This window comes from Kitasatospora viridis (genome assembly GCF_007829815.1).
In the GTDB taxonomy this organism is placed as follows: domain Bacteria; phylum Actinomycetota; class Actinomycetes; order Streptomycetales; family Streptomycetaceae; genus Kitasatospora; species Kitasatospora viridis.
The window spans coordinates 527,102-547,735 of record NZ_VIWT01000005.1 but is presented as its reverse complement, the minus strand read 5'-3'; the positions used below and the strand labels follow the sequence as shown (position 1 = coordinate 547,735).

The 20,634-nt window shown below is 72.6% G+C and carries 18 protein-coding genes; 9 read left to right on the top strand and 9 right to left on the bottom strand.

Annotation, left to right across the window (positions count from 1 at the left end):
- Positions 1-452 precede the first annotated feature (452 nt).
- From FHX73_RS38735 to FHX73_RS38700, 8 genes are all read left to right on the top strand, one after another.
- Positions 453-1,412, top strand: a complete 960-nt coding sequence (locus FHX73_RS38735) for a helix-turn-helix domain-containing protein (protein ID WP_145910708.1) — start codon at positions 453-455, stop codon at positions 1,410-1,412.
- Between the two features lie 133 nt (positions 1,413-1,545).
- Positions 1,546-2,208 (top strand): TetR/AcrR family transcriptional regulator, encoded by a 663-nt coding sequence (locus FHX73_RS38730; protein ID WP_342795363.1) that lies wholly within the window; start codon positions 1,546-1,548, stop codon positions 2,206-2,208.
- 461 nt (positions 2,209-2,669) lie between these two features.
- Entirely contained in the window at positions 2,670-2,978 is a 309-nt protein-coding gene (locus FHX73_RS45875) for a hypothetical protein (RefSeq protein ID WP_211786466.1), read from the top strand.
- Entirely contained in the window at positions 2,975-3,706 is a 732-nt protein-coding gene (locus tag FHX73_RS38720) for a bestrophin-like domain (RefSeq protein ID WP_145910707.1), read from the top strand. Before FHX73_RS45875 ends, FHX73_RS38720 begins: the two co-directional genes overlap by 4 nt.
- Positions 3,707-3,895: 189 nt before the next feature.
- Positions 3,896-5,014 carry a hypothetical protein gene (locus FHX73_RS38715; protein ID WP_145910706.1) on the top strand — a complete coding sequence of 373 codons (1,119 nt, stop codon included), beginning with the start codon at positions 3,896-3,898 and terminating at the stop codon, positions 5,012-5,014.
- Positions 5,015-5,324: 310 nt separating this feature from the next.
- Positions 5,325-6,743 (top strand): family 2B encapsulin nanocompartment shell protein, encoded by a 1,419-nt coding sequence (locus FHX73_RS38710; protein ID WP_145910705.1) that lies wholly within the window; start codon positions 5,325-5,327, stop codon positions 6,741-6,743.
- Between the two features lie 80 nt (positions 6,744-6,823).
- Positions 6,824-7,687: a geranyl diphosphate 2-C-methyltransferase gene (locus FHX73_RS38705; protein WP_145910704.1), complete on the top strand. Its 864-nt coding sequence runs from the start codon at positions 6,824-6,826 to the stop codon at positions 7,685-7,687.
- 136 nt (positions 7,688-7,823) lie between these two features.
- Positions 7,824-8,690 carry an SDR family NAD(P)-dependent oxidoreductase gene (locus FHX73_RS38700; protein WP_145910703.1) on the top strand — a complete coding sequence of 289 codons (867 nt, stop codon included), beginning with the start codon at positions 7,824-7,826 and terminating at the stop codon, positions 8,688-8,690.
- A gap of 72 nt (positions 8,691-8,762) precedes the next feature.
- Here the strand turns inward: FHX73_RS38700 and FHX73_RS38695 are convergent, their stop codons facing one another.
- Positions 8,763-9,431 (bottom strand): O-methyltransferase, encoded by a 669-nt coding sequence (locus FHX73_RS38695; protein WP_145910702.1) that lies wholly within the window; start codon positions 9,429-9,431, stop codon positions 8,763-8,765.
- Positions 9,432-9,515: 84 nt separating this feature from the next.
- On the bottom strand, positions 9,516-10,169 hold the full coding sequence (locus FHX73_RS38690) for a DedA family protein (protein ID WP_145910701.1): 654 nt from the start codon (positions 10,167-10,169) through the stop codon (positions 9,516-9,518).
- Positions 10,170-10,363: 194 nt separating this feature from the next.
- Here FHX73_RS38690 and FHX73_RS38685 point away from each other — a divergent pair, with 194 nt between their 5' ends.
- Positions 10,364-13,915 (top strand): NACHT domain-containing protein, encoded by a 3,552-nt coding sequence (locus tag FHX73_RS38685; protein WP_246214173.1) that lies wholly within the window; start codon positions 10,364-10,366, stop codon positions 13,913-13,915.
- 153 nt (positions 13,916-14,068) lie between these two features.
- Here the strand turns inward: FHX73_RS38685 and FHX73_RS38680 are convergent, their stop codons facing one another.
- From FHX73_RS38680 to FHX73_RS38650, 7 genes are all read right to left on the bottom strand, one after another.
- Positions 14,069-15,373, bottom strand: a complete 1,305-nt coding sequence (locus FHX73_RS38680) for a S53 family peptidase (protein WP_246214150.1) — start codon at positions 15,371-15,373, stop codon at positions 14,069-14,071.
- Positions 15,374-15,455: 82 nt separating this feature from the next.
- Complete coding sequence (locus tag FHX73_RS38675; RefSeq protein WP_211786465.1) at positions 15,456-16,292, bottom strand: class I SAM-dependent methyltransferase; 837 nt, start codon at positions 16,290-16,292, stop codon at positions 15,456-15,458.
- 154 nt (positions 16,293-16,446) lie between these two features.
- Positions 16,447-17,232 carry a spermidine synthase gene (locus tag FHX73_RS38670; protein WP_170305281.1) on the bottom strand — a complete coding sequence of 262 codons (786 nt, stop codon included), beginning with the start codon at positions 17,230-17,232 and terminating at the stop codon, positions 16,447-16,449.
- Between the two features lie 59 nt (positions 17,233-17,291).
- Positions 17,292-18,254, bottom strand: a complete 963-nt coding sequence (locus tag FHX73_RS38665) for an alpha/beta hydrolase (protein WP_145910697.1) — start codon at positions 18,252-18,254, stop codon at positions 17,292-17,294.
- A gap of 37 nt (positions 18,255-18,291) precedes the next feature.
- Complete coding sequence (locus tag FHX73_RS38660; protein WP_145910696.1) at positions 18,292-19,410, bottom strand: AI-2E family transporter; 1,119 nt, start codon at positions 19,408-19,410, stop codon at positions 18,292-18,294.
- Positions 19,411-19,454: 44 nt separating this feature from the next.
- A complete protein-coding gene (locus FHX73_RS38655) occupies positions 19,455-20,168 on the bottom strand; it encodes a glycerophosphodiester phosphodiesterase (protein ID WP_246214149.1) in 714 nt (237 codons plus the stop codon).
- Positions 20,165-20,605: a hypothetical protein gene (locus tag FHX73_RS38650; RefSeq protein WP_145910694.1), complete on the bottom strand. Its 441-nt coding sequence runs from the start codon at positions 20,603-20,605 to the stop codon at positions 20,165-20,167. Before FHX73_RS38650 ends, FHX73_RS38655 begins: the two co-directional genes overlap by 4 nt.
- Positions 20,606-20,634: the final 29 nt, after the last annotated feature.

The window sequence follows — 20,634 nt, the reverse complement described above, 5'->3', positions numbered from 1 at the left end:
CAAGACCGCGACGGCCGCACAGCCGCCGCTCGAACCCCGGCACGAATCAGCCGGGTTGACCGCAAGCATGACCCATTCACCGGTGTTGCACGGCCCGCATCGCCCCCGCGGCGCCACACGGCAACAGACCGGCAACACCACCGCCTCCGGCATCACCGCCGTCAGGGCTCCGACGCCCCGGCGGTGCCCGTGGTCGGGCGAGCCGATGATTGATTGACCGATCCGCATCCGATCGAGTCGCAGGTCCGATCGGGTGCGGACCACCGGTCATTCCCAACTCCGACAACCGGCTTGACGCCGGGCCTGACGCGGCTGGCACTATGACGTCAACTCGGCTACCGAACAGCGGGTTTCAGGTGACGGGGCGGTACCCACCGCTCAGACCGCGGCGCTCCTCCTTCCTCACCCGGGCAAGGCTGTGCGGCGTTGCGGCAACCACCACGGGGGTGTTGATGCTCGAAGCCACCGGCCTGTCGGACCGGTCCGAACAGGTCTACCGCGCGATGCTCGGCCACCACGACCACGGCGTGGCCGACTTGGCCGCCGACACCGGACTCAGCGCGCTCCAGGTGCACGACGCGCTGAACGAGCTGGCGTGCCTGGCCCTGCTGCGCCCCGCCACCGGGGCCGGCCCGGCGGTCGAGCCGACAGCAGCCGATCAGGCGGCGCTGGAAGCGGAGTTGGCGGCCGTCCGGACCGCGATCACGGCGATCACCGCCGCACACGCACACGCACACGGAAGCGGCCACGGCCCCAGCGGCGCGGGCGAAGGCGCGCACCGCCTGCCGGGGCTGGACGCGGTGCGCGCCCGGCTTGAGGAACTCCAGCAGCTCACCGAGTCGGAGTGCCTCTCGCTCAACCCGGGCGGCTCCCACCTGCCGAACGCCCGCGACACCGCCAAACCGCTCAACCAGCTCGCCCTGGAGCGCGGCGTGGCGATCCGGGCGGTCTGCCGGGACGGCTTCCGCCACGACCCCGACACCCTCGCCTACGCCCGCTGGCTGACCGACCTGGGCGGGCAGATGCGCACGGTGGCGACCGTGCCGATCCAACTGGTCGTCATCGACCGCACGGTGGCGGTGCTGCCGCTCGACCCGGACGACCCGGGGGCCGGGGCGCTGGAGGTGCGCAGCCCCGCCGCGCTGACGGCCGTCTGCGCGCTGTTCGACCGGGTCTGGGCGGCCGGTGTGCCGCTCGGCGGGCCCGAACGGCCCGACCGCGACGGCTGCACGCCGATGGAGAGCGCGCTGCTGGGGATCATCGCCGGCGGCCAGCCGGACGACGTGGCGGCCCGACGGCTCGGGCTCCCGCTGCGCACCGTGCGGCGGATGATGGCCGACCTGATGACCAGGCTGGGAGCCGCCAGCCGGTTCCAGGCCGGCGTGAACGCGAGCCGGCGCGGCTGGCTCTGACCGGTCCAACGGCAGCACCGCCAGACGGAGTTCGCGTACCGTAGGTCTCCCCGGACCGGGGCACCGGCGATTCGCGCCGGTGCCGGCGATCGGGCACAGTGGTCACCCCGGGTGGCGAGAGGGAGGCGAGCCGGTGGTCGAGCGGGCGAGCGGAGCGCTGACGGCACAGGTGATGGAGCCGGAGCTGCGGCGCCGGCCGGTGCAGCAGCGCAGTCAGCTGCGACTGGAGCGAATCCTGGACGCCTGCGCCGAGTTGCTCGACCTGGGCGGCGCGGCGGGGCTGACCACCAAGGAGGTGGCCGCCCGGGCCGGGGTGCCGATCGGCACGCTCTACCAGTTCTTCACCGGCAAGCCGAGCCTGCTGGCCGCGCTCGCCCGGCGCAACCTGGTGCGCTACCTCGACCGGCTGACCCGGCGGTTGGCGGCCGAGTGCCCGCGGGAGGTCGGCGGGTTCGTCGACCTGGCGATCGAGGAGTTCGTCGCGATGAAGCGCGCGGTGCCCGGGTTCGGTGCGCTGGACTTCGGATTGACCGGACCGGCGCCGGCCGCCTCGCTCGGCGACGTCGAGCACCTGCTCGACCGAACGGTCGACAACAACGGCACGGTGGCCGAAGTCCTGCACGGGCTGATCACCGAGCACCTGGGCACGGCCGGCACGCCCTCGCCGCTCTCCCTGCGGGTGGCGCTGGAGTCGGCGGACGCGGTGCTCCAGCTGGCCTTCCAGCAGGACCGGGACGGGGATCCGGAGTTGATCGCCGAGTGCAAGCTGCTGCTGCGCCGTTACCTGACGCCGTGAGAGCCACTCTCCCGCGCATCCCCTTCGCTCGCGCGTCCACATCTCGAACGCCAGGCCGAGATTGCGCCACTCGCACGGGTCAATTCGTGCACCAGAAGCAAGGTTTCACCATTCGGCCCACACGGGCCTGATTATCGTCCTTGACCATGCACGGCGACGACGACCCCCAGCAGCACCACCCGCCGCGGCAAGGCCACGACCCCGGCCACGACCCCGGCGACGGCCACGGCGACCCCGGTGGCCCCGGTGGCCCCAGCAACCCCGGCGACGGCCACGACGGTCACGGCCACCATCACCACCCCTGGCCCTGGCCGTGCGACGACGGCCAGGGCCACTGCTGCCACCCCCCGACCCCGCCACCGCCCCCACCTCCGCCGTCCCCGCCACCGGTCCCACCACCTCCGCCGCCGCCACCCCCGCCTCCGCTCCCGCACCCCCCTCCCCCGCCGCCACCCCCGCCGGTGCACGCCCCGGCCCAGCCGCCGCCACCCCCGCCACCCCCGCCGCCCCCGCACCCCGCGCCGCCGAAGCCGCACCCCAAGCCGACGCCCACCCCCGCTCCCCCGCCCAGCCACGTCGCGCTGCCCGCCCCGCCGCCCCCCGCCCAACTGCGCACCGCCACCGCTGTGCCGCACCAGCCCGACGACAGCACGGCGGTGCCCCCGGCCGACGCGCAGAACGCCTTCACCTTCGTCGCGGTGATCATCCCCGCGGTCCTCGCGGCCGCCGCCTCCAGTTTCATCAACCACACCACAGGGAGACGTCGTTGAGTCTCGGAATCGTCCTCGCGGTGCTGCTCGGCGCCGCCCTGGCCGTGGGCATCCTGGCCGCCTTCGGCCGCACCGCCCGGTCCCGCGAGGGCAACTTCTCCTCGGGTGCGCTCGGCTTCCTCGGCTCGGCCTCGCTCTCCTCCTTCACCCTGGTCGCCGCCTTCCTGATCGCCGGCTCCTGGTCCAACCTCAACACCGCGCGCGGCCACACCTGGGACGAGGCCCGCTCGCTCAACGCCGCGTACACCGACGCCGACCCGACCACCCGGCCGCTGCTGCGCAGCTACGTGAACGACGTGATCGGCCCGGACTTCCAGTCGATGGCGCACGGCAGCGCCTCGCCCGCCGCCTGGGCGGGACTGGACGCGGTGCGCAGCCACGTCGAGGCGCTGCCGGACTCCGCGCAGCGCACCACCGAGCTGAGCGACCTGGACGACGTCTACACCAAGCGGCAGATCCGGCTCGCCGACACCGCGCTCTCGCTGCCCTCACCGCTCTACCCGGCGCTGATCGTCACCGGCCTGCTGGTGCTGCTGTACGCCCCGATCGCCGGGCTGACCTTCCGCCACCGGGAGGCGATCGCGCTCGGCCTGGTCGGCGCGGTGGTCGGCTTCGGGATCTTCCTGGTGACCCAGATGACGCACCCGTACGCCGGCCCGATGCACGTCACCCCGGTGGCGTACCAGCAGAGCCTGGAACGCTTCACACAACTGTCACAGCGGAGCTGACGCCGATTCAGCCCGGGGTGACGCCGCGTCCGGTATAACAATGGGACCGGTCGGGCCGGGCGGTGTGCGCGCACCGCCCGGCCCGACCAGCGACGCCGCCCCGGCGAACGCCCCGACCGGCGACGCCGTCCGGCACGTCGGCGGTGCCCTAGCACCGGGCACGCGATCCGATGATCGACAATAAGCGCCATGAGCGTGATCACCGCGTGTGCCGGCCTGCTGCTGCTCGGCCTGACCCTCGCCAGCATCCTGCGCACCCTGGTGGTGCCGCGCGGGCTCTACTCCTCGCTGACCGCCAGGCTCTGGCGGACCGGGCGGACCGTGCTGCGACTGACCGCCGCGCCGTTCGACGGCTACGGTGCGCAGGACCGGGCCCAGGCCTGGCTGGCCCCGCTGATGCTGGTCGGCATGCTGACCAGCTGGCTGCTCGCGCTGCTGGCCTCGTTCACCCTGCTGATGCACGCGAACTCCGGACTGTCCTGGAGCGTCTCGGTGCGCGAGGCGGGCTCCAGCCTCTTCACCCTGGGCTTCGCCAGCGGCGACCGGCTGCGGCTGTCCGCGCTGGACTTCGTGGCCGCGGCCAGCGGCCCGATCGTGATCGCCCTGCAGATCGCCTACCTGCCGACCCTGTACAACAGCTACAACCGGCGCGAGCTGGAGGTGACCCTGCTGCAGTCGCGGGCCGGCGAGCCCGCCTGGGGGCCGGAGCTGCTGGCCCGTCAGGCCCTGGTGGACACCGAGACCGCACTGCCGCAGCTCTACCGCGACTGGGAGCGGCTGGCCGCCGAGGTGGGCGAGAGCCACTCCAACTACCCGGTGCTGCTCTCCTTCCGCTCGCCGCAGCCGTACCGCAGCTGGATCGTCGGGCTGATCGCGGTGATGGACGCGGCGGCCATCCAACTCTCCATCAGCCCGCACAGCGCCCCGCCGGAGGCCCGGCTGGTGCTGCGGGCCGGCTTCACGGCGCTGCGCGACATCGCCCGGGTGGTGCGGATCCCGTTCGACGCGGACCCCGACCCGCAGGACCCGATCCGGATCAGCTACGCCGAGTTCGACGCGGCCGTGTCGATGATCGTGGCCTCCGGCTTCCAGGCCGAGCGGCCGACCATACTGGCCTGGCCGCACTTCCACGGCTGGCGGGTGAACTACGAGGCGATCGCCTACGAGCTGGCCCGCCGGGCGGACGCCGTTCCGGCGCTGTGGACCGGGCCGCGGGACTTCGTCGCCTCGCCGATCCCGCCGCGCCGGCCGGCCGACCGCAGGCCGGGCAGCGGACCCGGCAGCGGACCGCTGGGGGCGATCGGCTGAACACCCGAGCGATTCCCATCACTCGAAGCACAGTCCCACCAAAAAGTACCGTCAGTTATTCCCGAAAAGAAGAGATCCCGAATAAGTAATATTTACTTATCATCGCTAATTCGTTGATCTTGAACCCATTTTCGCAGGTCAGAAGGGTGGTGCGAACCCCTAAACGGGGGCGCGCGAAATTCTTCACACCTCCCTTCACAAAAGAGAAACCGACGTTCCGTCCCCCATTGGGACGCGGCGTGCGGTGGAATCTGACGCGGCAACAGATTTCACCCGTATGCCGCTGATCCGTGAGAATGGGAGAGACCCGATGTCGATCGAGACCGGGCCCGCGCCGACCGAAGCGCAGCAGACCAAGTCGCAGCTCAGCCTGAGCACCTCCGCCGCCCGCAATCTGGCCACGACCACCAAGTCCGAGCCGCAGATGCAGGGCATCAGCTCGCGCTGGCTGCTCCGCTCGCTCCCCTGGGTGCAGGTCTCCGGTGGTACCTACCGGGTCAACCGCCGGCTCTCCTACGCCGTCGGCCGCGGCCGGGTGAGCTTCGTCAAGACCGGCGCCGAGGTCAAGGTGGTGCCGCCGTCGCTGCGCGAGGTCCCGGTGCTGCGCGGCCTGGAGGACGACGCCGTGCTGGAGGAGCTGGCCAACCGGTTCACCCAGCGCGAGGTGGCGGCCGGCGAGGTGCTGGTCGAGGCCGGCCAGCCGATCGACGAGGTCTTCCTGATCGCCCACGGGAAGATCAACCAGATCGGCACCGGCAAGTACGGCGAGACCGCCGTGCTCGGCCACCTGGCCGACGGCGACCACCTCGGCGACGAGGCGGTGCGGCAGTCCGACGCGCTCTGGGAGTACACCGTGAAGGCCGCCACGGCCGGCACCGTGCTCGTCCTGCCGTTCGCCGCCTTCCGGGAGCTGATCGGCCGCTCCGAGGCGCTGCGCGAGCAGATCGCCGCCTACCTGGCCAGCAACGACCTGGCGCAGAACCAGCACGGCGAGGCCGAGATCGAGCTCTCCGCCGGCCACGACGGCGAGCCCGACCTGCCCAGCACCTTCGTGGACTACGAGCTGGCCCCGCGCGAGTACGAGCTGAGCGTCGCGCAGACCGTGCTGCGGGTGCACAGCCGGGTCGCCGACCTGTTCAACGACCCGATGAACCAGGTCGAGCAGCAGTTGAAGCTCACCATCGAGGCGTTGCGCGAGCGCCAGGAGTACGAGCTGGTCAACAACGCGGAGTTCGGCCTGCTGGCCAACGCCGAGTACGACCAGCGGATCCAGACCCACTCCGGCCCGCCCACCCCGGACGACCTGGACGAGCTGCTCAGCATGCGCCGCGAGACCACCCACCTGTTCGCGCACCCGAAGGCGATCGCCGCCTTCGGCCGGGAGTGCAGCAAGCGCGGCATCTACTTCGGCAGCGTGGACATCGGCACCCACCACATCCCCGCCTGGCGCGGGGTCCCGATCTTCCCGTCCGGCAAGATCCCGGTGGTCGACGGCCACACCTCGTCGATCATCGCGGTCCGCATGGGCGAGAACAACCAGGGCGTCGTCGGCCTGCACCAGACCGGCATCCCGGACGAGTACGAGCCCGGCCTGAACGTCCGCTTCATGGGCATCAACGAGAAGGCCGTCATCTCGTACCTGGTCAGCGCCTACTACTCCGCCGCCGTCCTGGTCCCGGACGCGCTCGGCGTGCTGGAGAACGTCGAGGTCTCGCGCCCGCGCGCCTGACGCCCCGACACCTCCGGCGGTTCGCAGTCCCCTTCGCAGTCCCTGTCCCCGTCCCCTCCCACGAGGAGCCCTCGAACACCATGACGACCACCACGCCCGACCCCACCTCCGTCCTGCGCACCGCCTTCCAGAAGTCGGTGGCCAACTACTGGAACACCAACCAGGAGGACCCGGTCAACCTGTGGCTGGGCCAGATCGACGACCTCTACCACCACCACTACGGGCTCGGCGAGTACGACCCGTCGGTGCTGGAGGGTCCCGAGGACACCCGCGACGAGCGGATCATCAAGGAGATGCACCGGCTGGAGACCGCCCAGGCCGACGTGCTGCTGGACCACCTCGGCGACGTCCGCCCCGAGGACAAGCTGCTGGACGCCGGCTCCGGCCGCGGCGGCACCAGCATCATGGCCAACGCCCGGTTCGGCTGCGAGATCGACGGCATCTCGATCTCCGAGTACCAGGTCGGCTTCGCCAACGACCAGGCGCAGAAGCGCGGGGTGGCCGACAAGGTCCGCTTCCACTTCCGCAACATGCTGGACTCGCAGCTGGCGACCGGCTCGCGCAAGGCGATCTGGACCAACGAGACCACCATGTACGTGGACCTCAACCAGGCCTTCGCCGAGTTCTCCCGGCTGCTGGAGTTCGGCGGCCGCTACGTCTGCATCACCGGCTGCTACAACGACATCACCGGTGGCCCGTCGCGCGCGGTCAGCCAGATCGACCAGCACTACATCTGCAACATCCACCCGCGCAGCGAGTACTTCCGGGCGCTGGCGGCCAACGGCCTGGCGCCGATCAAGGTGCTGGACCTGACCCCGGACACCATCCCGTACTGGGAGCTGCGGGCCAAGTCCTCGGTGGCCACCGGCATCGAGGACCCGTTCCTCACCGCCTACAAGGAGGGCAGCTTCCACTACCTGCTGATCGTCGCGGACAAGATCTGACGACAGCTCGGGCACAGCGGGCCGGTCGCACCGCGGGGTGCGGCCGGCCCGCAGTCATGTCCCCAGCTCGACATCAACACATTAGATCGACATCAACACATTGATAACTCATCAAAGTATTGATAGAAATCAGGGCATGACTACAGAGACTCCACTGCTCGGCCGGACCGTGCTCGTCACCGGCACCACCCAGGGACTCGGCCGCGCCCTCGCACTCGACCTCGCCGGGCAGGGCGCCACCGTGCTGCTGCACGGGCGCGACCCGGAACGGCTGGCGGAGGCGGCCGCCGAGGTGCGGGCCGCCGGCTCCGAAGCGCGCTGCTACCGGGCCGACCTCGGCGACCTGGCCCAGGTGCGGGCCCTGGCCGACCGACTGCTGCAGGACGAGCCGCGACTGGACGCGGTGGTGCACAACGCGGTGGCCGGCGGGGGCAGCGACCCGACCCGGCGCGAACTCAGCGCGCAGGGCGTCGAACTGCGGCTGGCCGTCAACCACCTGGCCCCGCACCTGCTGACCCGGCTGCTGCTGCCGCTGCTGCGGCGCACCGCGCGGGCCGAGGGGCGGGCCGGCCGGGTGGTCAACGTGGCCTCGATGGGCCAGCAGCCGGTGGACCTGGCCGACCCGATGATGGAGCGCGACTACGAGGGGCTGGCGGCGTACTGCCGCAGCAAGCTCGCGCTGATCACGGACACCTTCGAGCTGGCCGGCGCCCTGCCGGCCGACGAGGTCACCGTCAACGCGCTGCACCCCGCGCACCTGATGGACACCCCGGGCGTGCGGGCCTACGGGCTGGTGCCGGAGGTCGGCGTCGAGGAGGGGGTGCGGCCGACCGCGCGGCTGGTCACCGATCCCGCGCTGGAAGGCGTGACGGGCCGTTACTTCGACCGGTTCACCGAGGCCCGGGCGCACGAGTGGGCGTACCAGCCGGCCAACCGGGCCGGGCTCGCCGCGCTGACCGAACGGCTGGCCGCGCCGTTCGCCGGGCCGCTCGGCCGAGACTGAAGCTGAGGCTGAGGCTGAGACCGGGACTGAGCGGGGGTCGGTGGGCGGCCCGGGCCGCCCACCGACGGTGTGTCAGGCGCCGACCCGGATCAGGGTGAAGCCGTCGTAACCGCGGCTGCCCACGGTCTGGATCGAGGTGCCCTCCAGCCGCGGGTGCTGCGCGACCAGCTCGTGCATCCGGCGCACCCCGAGCACCGAGGGGTCCTCGCTCGCGGCGTCGGCCACCTTGCCGCCGCGCACCACGTTGTCCACCACGATCAGCGAGCCCGGCCGGGTCAGCTTGACCGACCACTCCAGGTACTCGGGGATGCTCGGCTTGTCGGCGTCGATGAAGACGAAGTCGAACGGCTCGACGCCGTCGTCCACCAGCTCGGCCAGGCTGTCCGAGGCCCGGCCGGTGCGCACCTCGGCGACCTTCTCCAGGCCGGCCTCGTGCAGGTTGGCCCGGGCGACCGCGGCGTGCGCCGGGGAGAGCTCCAGCGAGACCAGCCGGCCGTCGGCGGGCAGCGCCCGGCCCATCCAGATGGCGCTGTAGCCGCCCAGCGAGCCGACCTCCAGGATCCGCCGGGCACCGATGCCGAGCGCCAGCAGCTGGAGCAGCTTGCCCTGGGTCGGCGAGACGGCGATCTCCGGCAGGCCCGCCTTGGCGCTCTGCGCGAGCGCGGCGGCCAGCGCCTCGTCCTCGCCCACCAGCGCCTCGGTCAGGTAGGTGTCGACCTCGGTCCACTGCTGCTGGGTCATCAGCATCCTCCTCTGTGCAAGCCGTTGTGCCGCCGCCGATCCTACGCGGCGGCCCTCCGGTGACAGATCATCAGCCGACCGGCCTCACTCGCCCGCGGTCACCCGCTCCGGGTCCGGGGCGGCCTCCGGGTGCTCGGCCCTGGCCTTGGCGGCCCGGCGCTTGATCACCAGGCCGGACGCGAGCCCGCCCACGGCGGCCAGCGCGAGCGCGATGTAGGAGAAGCTCTGCAGGTACTGCTCGACGGCCTTGCCGATGTAGTAGACGGCCATCGTGGTGCCGCCGGCCCAGATCACCCCGCCGAGCACGTTGGCGATCAGGAACTTCCAGTACGGCATCCGCAGCGCGCCGGCCAGCGGACCGGCGAAGATCCGCAGCAGCGCGATGAAGCGGCCGAAGAAGACGGCCCACATGCCCCAGCGGTGGAACGAGCGCTCGGCGGTGGCCAGGTGGTCCGGCCCGAAGTGGCGGGGGAACTTGCGGCCCAGCTTCTCGAAGAGCGGCTTGCCGCCCTTGCGGCCGATGGCGTAGCCGATCGAGTCGCCGATGATCGCGCCGGCGGTGGCGCAGAGCGCGACCAGCACCGGGTTGACCGTGCCCTTCGACGCCACCATCCCGGCGGCGACCAGCGCGAGTTCGCCGGGCAGCGGGATGCCGAGGCTCTCCAGCCCGATGATCAGGGCTACGAGTCCGTAGACCGCGCCCGGGGGCACGCTCTCGATCCAGGCGTCGATGTGCAAGGCCGGTTCCTCCAGAACGCGGTCGGTGGGGCAAGAAGGCAGCCTAACGCGCCACCCGGCGATCGAACGCTTTGCCCGCCCTTTAGGTTCCCCGGAAGCTTCCCGGACCCGGTGGCGGTGCCGGAACCGGCCTGCATACCGTGGAGTGTTCGGGGTGTTCTCGCACCCCAGCAACGGTCTCCGGGGTGGACGACATGCAGAACGGCCTTCGCCAACCCAAGATCAGGCTCGTCACGGGGCCGCCGGAGGGCGGCCTCTTCCGCGAGGGATGGGCACGCCTGCGGCGCCTGTTCCGCGTGCCGTTCTGGCGCGTGCACACCCGCTGGCTGGTGCAACGGGGCGTCAACCGGGCCCGGCACTGGTGGCGCCCGTGGTTGGCCACCACCGCCGAGGTGCTCAGCTTCGCGCTGACGCTCCTCTTCATCTGGTGGGCGGTGAGCGGCCTCACCACCCTCGTCTTCCACCACGGCGGATGGCTGGGGCCCGATCACATCTGCGGCAATGACAGCTCCTCTTGTGAGGCGGTGAGCGGCGCGGGAGTGCCGGTGGCGCTCCTGGCCGCCTCGACCTTCGGGTTCCTGATCTGGCGGCTGCACCGGCTGCGCCGGTACTGCCGACGCCGGGCGTTGCAGGCACCCAACCACCTGGTGCAGACGGCCGGCAGCCTGATGGACGAGGTCGTCGGACGCGACCAGCTCTGCAACGCGATCATGAACAACCTGCGGGACAAGCACGCCCGGCGTCCCCATGTGGTGGTCGGCCCGGTCGGGGCGGGTAAGACCGCCCTGCTCGTCCGGCTCACCCACAAGCTCGCCGCCCAGGGAGCCATCCCCGTGCCGGTGCAGCTTCGCAACGTGCAGCGCGCCGAGGACCTGGACTTCGCCGAACTGGCCCGGTTACGGTTCAGCGAGATCGTCGAGCCGGTGGCCCGCTCCGGCGACGAGGTGGACCGGGTCTGGCGCTGGCTGCGGCAGATGGCGGACAAGATCGTGGTCCTCGCGGACGGACTGGACGAGGCACTCAACCGCGACCACGCGGATCGCCGCGACAGCCTGATCCGGCGGGCCATCCGCCGGGCCGGTGAGGACGGGCTGCCATTGGTCATCGCCTCCCGGCCGCACGATCCGCTGCGGGCCATGCAGGCCGCCGTCTCGGAGCTGGACCCGCTGAGCGACGAGGCGGCCCTGCACTACATCTCCAGCAGCGGCAGCTGGCGTTCGGACCCCACCCTGCTGGACCGGGTCGTCGAGGCCGCCAACATGGCGGAGTCCCCGATCTACCTGCAGATCGCCAAGGACCTGCACCAGAAGGACCTGCTGGAGCCGCTGTGGACCGGGGACGCCACGACCGACCTGCTGCTCTACGACAGTTGGGCGCTGCGCGCGGACCTGCTGGAACGCTGGGTGGACGCGCTGATTTCCGGGGACGTCCACACCGAGCTGCCGCTCGACCACCGGACGCGGGAGGAGGTGGTCGAGTACATCTCCGCCCTCGCCTGCATCGGCCTCTCCCAAGACCGCGCCGACGTCGAACTCCGCGAGCTCGACCCCTCGGTGGAGTTGCAGGACCACGGGGCACCGCCCGCGGACCGAGCGGGTTGGCGGCCCGCCAACCCCGAATGGAACAGGCGCGTCAGGGCTGAACTGGATGAGCGGGTAGGAGTCTTGGGCGGTCCGGGGATCGACGTCCGGCTCGCCTCGACCTGGGGTGCTCGGATGGGATTGGTCTACGAGGACGGCGACCGGGTCCGCTTCCAGCACAGCATCGTGCAGGCGTTCCTCGGGTCCCGTTACCTGGATCGGATCTTCCAGGAGGACACCTGGCCGCACGTCGTCAGGGCCCTGGACCACGGCGGTCGGGAGCTGCTCATCGCCATGACCCTGTACTCCCGCTCGGCGAACGGTGGTTGTACCTGTTGCCGCAGCAACAAGCTCGACTGTCCGGTGTCCGTGATGCGCGACCTGCTGCGAAACAAGGCCGAACAGTTGCTCGAAATAGCCGAGAAGGCCGACACGCTGACCGAACGGGCCCGCGCGACCACCAGGTACGCGGGCCAGGACTGGCGCGGCCGACCCCGGCTGCGGGCGATCGAGGCCTACGGCGCTGCTGTGGAAATCGACAGTGTCGACCAGTTTCCTGACCAACAGGCGCTCTTCAACAGGATCAGCAAGGTCTGGGAAACGTTCGAGCACGTCGAGGATGCGGCACGGCTGCGCACCGCCAAGCTCGTCCTGGTGCGGCAGTGCGGCGCCGCAGCTCGCCGGGTGGCCGCCGCCCGGTCCCGGAAGCCCGCGACGGACCCCGGCTGGCCGCCCTACAAGCGCCTGTTCGAGATCGGTGCCCGCGAAGCGGACCGCACCGTGCGGGAGGCGATCACCAAAGAGGTCGGTGCCGGCGGCGAGGCAGCCTACGACGTGCTGTGCACGAGGCTCAGGGGGCCCGACCGGGTGATCGCCCACACGCGCAGCTGCGGCTGCGGCACGGCACTGCCGAACCCGGCCGCCCCGCCCGGGGAATGCGGGAAGCAGTCGGAGCGCGCCCGCCGGGCCCAGCGACGGCAGGCGGCCCGGAGAAGAAAGGTCGAGGAGCAGAAGCTTGCGCAGACGGAAGCGCAGGCCGAGAAGAAGGACTATTTCAGCAACACGATGCGGGCCTGGCTCCTTCCCCTGCTGGTCGACTCCTCCGGGCTGTCGCGTCATCAGGCCAGCCCCTGCGACGACCTGGACAACTGGGTCCAACTGGTCGCCCAGCACTCCCGCAGCGACACCCCGCTCCGCAGGGATCCGCCGGGCAGCACCATCAGCCTGGGCGTGGCGCTCGCCCAGGGCTTCAAGTACGCGGCCAACCGGCGGCTCAGTCCCGAATCCGACCGGCAGGCCCGCGAGTTCCTCACCAAGCAGGCCGAGGAGCTGCTGAAGCACAGCACCTTCTGGTTCACCCGGCTGACCCTCCTCCAAGCCCTGACCCTGTGGGCCCTGCCGGACGACGTCAACGCCGACCAGCCGATGCGCGGGCACGGGTCCGATCCCCGGGGCCAGGTCCGGGAGTGGCTGACCCTGGACGGGCCGCACCAGGAGGAGCACCCGCTGGTGAAGGCGGCCGAGAAGCTGGCCGTGCGCGCCCTGCAGACACGCCGGCCCGAGCGGTTCCTGTGGATCGACGAGGTGGCGGTCGCGTCCAGCGTGGGCACCGAGGTCGGGCTGCCCGGGGAGCCACGGGCCCACAACCTCTGGATCCCGCCCTCCACCGGCTGGAGCACCCTGGACCCCACCGCGCAGCAGCTGCTGGTCGACGTGCTGCTGCTCGTCGTGCTCGCCGAGCGGGCGTACCGGCCGAAGGACCTGTTCCGGCTGCTGGAGCTAATGTCCCGTGAGCAGGAGCGGATCCAACTCCCGTCCTGCATGGACCTGGACCGCACCCGGCTGGATCCGGTGCGGGGCGCGGAGCGCACGTCGGCGCCCGGTTCCAACTGCACGGACAAGTGCCGCCTGCGGATGTGCCCCTACCCGGCCAGGGTGGAGGCGCTGCGCGTGGAGTTCAGCGAGGTGCTCTGCCTGCACCAGCGCGACCTGCTGCGGCGCTGGCAGCCCCGGTCCTGGCTCTACCTGCGGTTCCGGCGCGAGGCCGCCTGGCAGCGCGGGGTGCCGGTCGCCGGCCTGCGCCACTTCTGGGAGCAGATGGGCGACCGCGCCCGGGACGTCAAACCGGACAGCACCGACGCCGCGAAGGTCCGCGGCTGGCACTGAACACCGCAGGGCCGGCCGTCAGCCGGTCCGCTCCGACAGCTCGACGATGAGCCCTTCCGGACCGACGTCCCGGTGGCCCATCGCGCCGTGGCACGATGGGAGTTGACGGTCCGGGGCGCGTTCCGCACCCCGGCCGCCACGACTGACCCGGCGTCAGTCCAGGTGCGCCAGCTCCCGCACCAGCTCGGCGGCGTCCAGCGTGCCGACGCCGGTCGCCTGGTCGTAGCCGGGGCCCGCGGTGTAGCCGTTCGGGCCGGTGGAGCCGGTGGTGACGTCCACGACGCCCGGGGCGTGCTCGGCGTACAGCCGGTACAGGTCCTGGTCGATCACGCCCAGGCGGTGGCCGGCGGCCTGGTCGGCCAGCGCCACCACGGCGGCGAACAGCGGGGAGGACTCGCTGGTGCCGGCGCCGTCGGCGGTCCAGCCGGTGTTGGCCGGGTCGAAGCTGGAGTAGAGCCAGAGCGCGCCGTTCGGCGAACCGGCCATGCTGATGTCGGGAGTGCCGCGGTGGTCGCCGACCACCGAGCGCACCGGGTTCTGGTACCCCGGGCGGGCGAAGACCTTGGAGAGCTCGCCGCCACTGCCGGACCAGGCGGCGTCGGGCGCGGTGCGGTGGCCCTGGCCGTCCAGGTACAGCTCGGTCCCGCCCACGGCGGTGACCAGCGGGTCGCCGGCCGGCCAGGCGGCGTCCAGCCGGCCGGCGTGGCCGCCGCCGTCGCCCGAGCTGGCGGTGAGCGTGACGCCGTGGTGGGCGGCGTTGGTGAAGGCGTAGCGCAGCGAGGTGAGGCTGGTGTAGTCGCCGACGTCGAAGCCCGGGAACATCGCCTCGCTGGTCGCCCAGCTCATCGAGACCACGTCGGCCTGACCCGCGTTCACCAGGTGGTTGATGCCGCTCATCATCTCGGGCACGCCGACCGGGCCGTCGGTCTCGGCGACCCCGGTCTCCAGCAGCACGATCTTCGCCCCGGGCGCGACGGCGTGCGCCGCCTCGACGTCCAGCGTCGTCTCGCCGGCCCAGCCCGCCATGTCCGGGTTCTTCGGGTCGAACGCCGGCACCTGCCCCCACTGCACCACGTCCACCGTGCTGCTGGGGATGCCCCACTGCTTGGAGTAGACGTCGAGGTCGTGCTGGATGGTCGGCGAGCCGAACGAGTCGACGATGACGATGGTCCGCCCGTCGCCCGTGATCCCCGCCCGGTACAGCGGGTCCAGGTCGTAGGCGGTCCGGTACTGCAACGGCGAGTAGCAGGCGCGCTGCAGCTGGGCGACGCAGTCCGCGGTGGGCACCGGCGCGGCGAACACGGGGTCGCCGCCCGAGGCCCTGGTGAACGCGTGCATCGGTACGGCGGCCCCGCGCGGAGCGGCGGCGGCAACGGAGGTGCCCCCGCCGAGCGCGGGCACCAGGGCGAGCGCGAACGCACCTGCGGCGGCGCCGGCGAGGCGCATACGTGTAGTCATGGACATGGCGGTCATCGTAGTTTGACGCCGCTTCAGCTGTCAGCCGTTCCGGGAGCGGGGTCCGGCGGCGACCGCCTCCCGACTACCGCTCCGCGAAGTCCAGCACGGCGACCGAGGGCAGCCGGGCGGCCAGCGGGGAGAGGTTCAGGGCCAGCGGCACCAGGCCGGCGAGCGGGCCGCGGGCGCCGGTCGGGCGCACCTCGCGGACGCCGACGATGGCGGGGCTCGCGCTGCGCAGCAGTTCGCGGTCGCCGGCGTCCATCGCCCAGGGCATCGGCGGGGCGTGGTAGCCGTGGCTGACCGCCTTGCCCTTGCGGGTCAGCCGACCGAACCAGTGCGGCACCGCGTCCAGCACCAGCGAGCCGCCGGGGAAGTGCTCGGCGCAGCCGGCCAGCAGGGCGCGCACCCGGGCGGGCTGGAGGTACATCAGCAGGCCCTGACAGGTGATCAGCACCCCGTGCTCGCGGTCCACCAGGTCGGCCCAGGAGGCCAGGTCGGTGGCGTCGGCGGCCAGGTAGCGCTGGCGCGGGCCGGGCGGCAGCAGGCGCTCGCGCAGGCCCACCGATTCGGGGAGGTCGACGGTGAGCCACTGGGCCCGGCCGTTGTCCACCCGCCAGTACTGGGTCTCCAGCCCCTCCCCCAGACAGACCACGGTGCCGCGCGGCTCCCTGGCCAGGAAGTCGGCCACCTCCCGGTCGAAGCACCCCACCCGCAGCGCCTGGAGCTGGGCCTGGCCGGCACTGGTGCCGAACCGCTCGGCGAACGGGTAGTCGATCCGGTCGACCAGCTCGACCGCCTTCGGATCGTGCAGCACGGCGTCCGGCCGCCGGGCCTCGGCGGCGCGCTGGTAGAGCGTCCACAGCGCCGTCTCCGGCACCGCGTCGAGCTCGACGGACACCGACGGTTCGTCAGAAGTCACCTGGGTCTCCTTGGGGTCCTCGTGTGCGATCGACTCTCCCGGACAGTCTGACACCGCGCCAGGTACGCGGGGCGCGGGCGCGGGAGGGCGCCCGCGCGTCGGGTCGTCGGCCCGAGCCGTCGATGAGCGGGTCAGGAGGTGGGCCGGCGCCGCCTCAGCCGATGCTGAACGCCCCGCTCGGCGGGGGCGGGGAGGGTTCGGCCTCGGCGTCCGGGACCGGGGTGGCGCGGGCTGCCAGGCGGCGCAGGTCGGGGCCGTCGACCAGGCGGGCCGGGAAGGGGTCGGCGGCGAGGCGGCGGGCCAGGGTGTCGGCGGGGAGGGGGTGGTCGGAGCCGACGAGGAGCAGGTTGCCGTAGCGGCGGCCGCGGAGCACCGAGGGCTCGGCGATCAGGCAGGTGTGGGCGAAGACCGCGCGCACGTTGGCCGTCTGGGCGGCGGCGAAGGCGAGCGGCGCGCCGTCCGCCAGGTTGGCCGCGTAGCAGCCGCCGGGTCGCAGGGCGGCGGCCGCGAGCCGGACGAAGTCGACGGAGTTCAGGTGCGCGGGGGTGCGGGAGCCCTGGAAGACGTCGGCCACCACCAGGTCCCAGCCGGCCGGTTCGGTGGCGGCCAGCCGCTCGCGGGCGTCGCCGACCGCCACCTCGGCGGCCGCTCCCCACGGCAGCACCTCGGCGACCAGGTCGACCAGCGGGCCGTCCGCCTCCACGGCGAGCTGCCGGGAGCCCGGGCGGGTGGCCGCGACGTAGCGGGGCAGGGTCAGCGCGCCGCCGCCCAGGTGCAGCGCGGCCAGCGGGACGCCGGCCGGGGCGAGGGCGTCCACCAGGTGTCCGAGCCGCCGGGTGTACTCGAACTCCAGGCGGGTCGGGTCGACCAGGTCCACGTACGACTGCGGCGTCCCGTCCAGGGTGAGCAGCCAGCTGCCGTCGCTGTCCAGGTCCGGCATCAGTTTGGCGGTGCCGAAGGCGGTCTGACGGAGCACCGGGAGCGGGTCCGGCGCTGCGCTCACAGGTAGGCCTTCAGCCAGCGGTCCAGCTCGGTGAAGACCTGGGCGCGCGCCTCGGGCCCGGAGAGCACCAGGTCGTGCATCCCGCCCTCGATCCGCACCACGGTGACCGAGCGGCCCAGCCGGGGCGCGACCGCGACGATGTCGTCGGCCCGCAGCACGGCGTCCCGGTGGTGCAGCGCCGGGTCCCACTTGGCCTTGGAGATGCTGGCGGTGGAGGCCATCACGAGCACCGGCACCTGGAGGCCGAGGCCGCGCCGGACCCGCTGGTGCCCGCGCTGGATGGCGGCCAGCCAGCCGGCGTAGAGCGGGAAGCCCTCGGCCGGCTTGAGCGAGAGGTCGAAGTCCCAGCTGCCCTGGTGGTCCTTGTGCAGGCTGTGCACGTAGTGCGGGCTCAGCGCGCTGGGCAGCTTGCGGGTGGCGGCGAGCCGGCCGAGCGCGCCGACGGCGGGCGCGCCCAGCACCCGGACCGCCGCCGCGGTGGGCATGGACAGGAACGGGCTGTTCAGGAAGAGCCCGTCGACCAGGCCGCGCCCCTGCCGGCGGGCCGCCCAGAGCGCGGCGACCAGGCCGCCGGTGGAGTGCCCGTTGACCAGCAGTTCGGTGTGCCCGTCCTGCTCGCGGATGACCCGGACCGCCGCGTCCAGCTCCTCGTCGTACTCGGCGAGGTCGCTGATGTAGTTGGGCGACTGGTGCGGGCGCAGCGAGCGGCCGTACTTGCGCAGGTCGAGGGCGTAGAACGAGTAGCCGAGCTCGACGAAGTGGTCGGCCAGGTGGGTCTGGAAGAAGTAGTCGACGTACCCGTGCACGTAGAGCACCGCGCGCCGCGGTGCCGCCGGGTCGGCCGGCTGCGGGGCGAGGCGGCGCACCAGGGTGGCGACGACCGGGCCCTCGGCGTCGGGCCGCAGCGTCAGCTCGGCGGACTCGTAGGGCGCGCCGAGGATGTCTGTTCCGAATTCCACAGCGCCGACTGTACTAGGGCCGTGTTACCCGGCGGTATTACCCGGTCGCGTTCCGGGCGCGCGCCTTCAGCCGGGCCCGGCGCCCGGGTCGGCCGCGCAACACGTCGACGATGCCGAGGCCGGCCGCGCACAGCGGCACGGCGAGCAGCGCGCCGAGGATCCCGGCGACGCCGGAGCCGGCCACCACGGCGACCATGATGGTGGCCGGGTGCAGTTCCACGGTGCGGCTCTGGATCACCGGCTGGAGGATGTTGCCCTCCACGGTCTGCACGGCGAGCACCACGCCGAGCGTCCAGAGCGCCTTGCCGAGCCCGCCGTCGGCGAGCGCGACCAGCACGGCCACGGTGCCGGAGAGGAAGGCGCCGACGAACGGGATGTAGGCGCCCATGAAGACCAGCGCGCCCAGCCCGGCGGCGCCGGGCACGTCGAGCACCAGCAGGCCGACGGTGATGAAGAGGGCGTCGATCAGCGCGATCAGCGTGGTGCCGCGCATGAAGCCGGCCATCGCCTCGAAGGCCTGTCGGCCGCAGCGGATCACCAGGTCGGCCCGGTCCGCGGGGACGGTGGAGCGCACCAGGTCCGCGGTGCGGTCTCCGTCGCGCAGGAAGAAGAAGACCAGGGCGAGCGCGAGGATCGAGCCGGTGACGACCTGGGTGGCCAGGCCGAGTCCGGAGACCACGCCGTTGGCGAGCTGGGCGGCGAAGGAGCTGCCGGCGTTGGAGGTGTGCTTCAGGGTGTCCTGCAGGCTCTTGCCGAGCGGGCCGAGCTTGGCGGCGAGCTGGTCGCCGGCCTGGGTGAGCGCGTGGGCGATCTGCGGGGCGCTGTGCACCAGGGAGTTGACCAGCAGGTAGAGCACGCCGGCGACGGCGGCGACCAGCACGGCGCAGGTCAGTCCGGCCGCGGCGCCGCGCCCGAGGCCGCGCCGGACCAGCCAGGGCACCACCGGTTCGAGCAGCGCGGTGGCGAGCAGCGCGATGATCAGCGGCACGGTGGCGGCGCGCAGCTCGACGGCGGCGAGGACCAGCAGCGCGCCGACGGTGATGAACAGGATCACCGCGGCGGACCAGGCCGCCGCCCGGCGGACTCCGGGCGGCAGCAGGTGGTCCGGCGGCTCGGGTACCGGTACTACCGCTTCCGATTCGCTCACATCGGGCATACCGCCATTAAATCTGACATCCAGTCAATGTCGCTCACCCGGCACTACCGGCGCGCGCGGTCCAGCTCGGAGCGGAGCACCGCGATCCGGTTGCTGGTCAGCGAGGCGACCCCGAGCGCGATCATCCGGCGCATGGTGCGGCGCAGGTCGACCGTCCAGGTGGCCACCTCCAGGCCGGCCTCCGCGGCCCGGGCCACCAGCCGCTCGTCCACCAGGCCGAACGGCGGGTTGAGGTAGCGCGGCCGCAGGTCGGCCAGGAGCGCGGGCACCGGCAGCTCCGGGCGCTTCCAGGTGAGCGAGAGCTGCGCGTCCGGGGCCTGCTCGCGCACCGCCAGCATCGCCTGGACCGGGCCGCAGAACGCCACCAGCCGCTCGGCGCCCAGCTCGGTGACGGTGCGCCAGGTGGCCCGGGCGGGGCCGGGATCGTCCAGGTCGATGAGCAGCCTGGCGCCGGGCTGCTCGGCGAAGAGCTTGAGGGCCTCGGCCAGCGTGGGCACCCGGTGGCCGCCGGCGAACTTCTGCGCGGCCAACTGGCTGCTGGTGAGCGCGCCGACCGGGCGGTCCAGCTCCCACAGCCGCCGCAGCGTCGGGTCGTGCAGCAGCACCGGCACGCCGTCCCGGGTGAGCTGCACGTCCACCTCCACCGCGTCGGCCCCGGCGGCGAGCGCGCCGGTGACGGCGGGCAGGGTGTTCTCCCGGAACCGGTACGGGTCGCCGCGGTGGGCGACGGCGAGCGGGCGGGACGGCGTTGCGCTCAACGGGACACCTTCCAGAGCCAAGGGGTCATCAGGTCGACGTGCTCGCGGTAGGTCGGTTCGCCGGGGACGGCGACCTTGAGGGTCTGGGCCGGCGGGAAGGTGCGCACCCGCACGTGCGCCAGGCCGGACCAGACGGCGTCGAGGAAGTCGGGCAGCACCTCGCGCCTGACGTCGAAGCCGACGCCCTCGACGGTGACCCGGGCCTCGTCGTGGGTGAACAGCCGGACCGTGACGGCCGGGGTGCCGCCGAACTCCAGCAGCGCCTCGTGTGGGACGGCGGAGGGGTCGGCGTCGTCCGAGCCGGTCGCGAGCAGCCCGGCGAAGGTCTGGTCGGCGCCGATGTCATGACTGGCCGTCACCGACCGTCCGTGGCGCTCGGCGGTCGCGGTCACGGCGGCCACCGCCGCCTGGGTGGTGGGCAGCACGGATCGGGGCACGGCACTCCTCGGACGGTCGGCGCGGGTCA

Excerpts from the sequence above, each read along its gene's own strand:
- FHX73_RS38735 (WP_145910708.1), top strand. The coding sequence starts at position 453 with ATGCTCGAAGCCACCGGCCTGTCGGACCGGTCCGAACAGGTCTACCGC.
- FHX73_RS38715 (WP_145910706.1), top strand. The coding sequence starts at position 3,896 with ATGAGCGTGATCACCGCGTGTGCCGGCCTGCTGCTGCTCGGCCTGACC.
- FHX73_RS38710 (WP_145910705.1), top strand. The coding sequence starts at position 5,325 with ATGTCGATCGAGACCGGGCCCGCGCCGACCGAAGCGCAGCAGACCAAG.
- FHX73_RS38705 (WP_145910704.1), top strand. The coding sequence starts at position 6,824 with ATGACGACCACCACGCCCGACCCCACCTCCGTCCTGCGCACCGCCTTC.
- FHX73_RS38700 (WP_145910703.1), top strand. The coding sequence starts at position 7,824 with ATGACTACAGAGACTCCACTGCTCGGCCGGACCGTGCTCGTCACCGGC.
- FHX73_RS38695 (WP_145910702.1), bottom strand. The coding sequence starts at position 9,431 with ATGACCCAGCAGCAGTGGACCGAGGTCGACACCTACCTGACCGAGGCG.
- FHX73_RS38685 (WP_246214173.1), top strand. The coding sequence starts at position 10,364 with ATGCAGAACGGCCTTCGCCAACCCAAGATCAGGCTCGTCACGGGGCCG.
- FHX73_RS38680 (WP_246214150.1), bottom strand. The coding sequence starts at position 15,373 with ATGACTACACGTATGCGCCTCGCCGGCGCCGCCGCAGGTGCGTTCGCG.
- FHX73_RS38670 (WP_170305281.1), bottom strand. The coding sequence starts at position 17,232 with ATGCCGGACCTGGACAGCGACGGCAGCTGGCTGCTCACCCTGGACGGG.
- FHX73_RS38660 (WP_145910696.1), bottom strand. The coding sequence starts at position 19,410 with ATGCCCGATGTGAGCGAATCGGAAGCGGTAGTACCGGTACCCGAGCCG.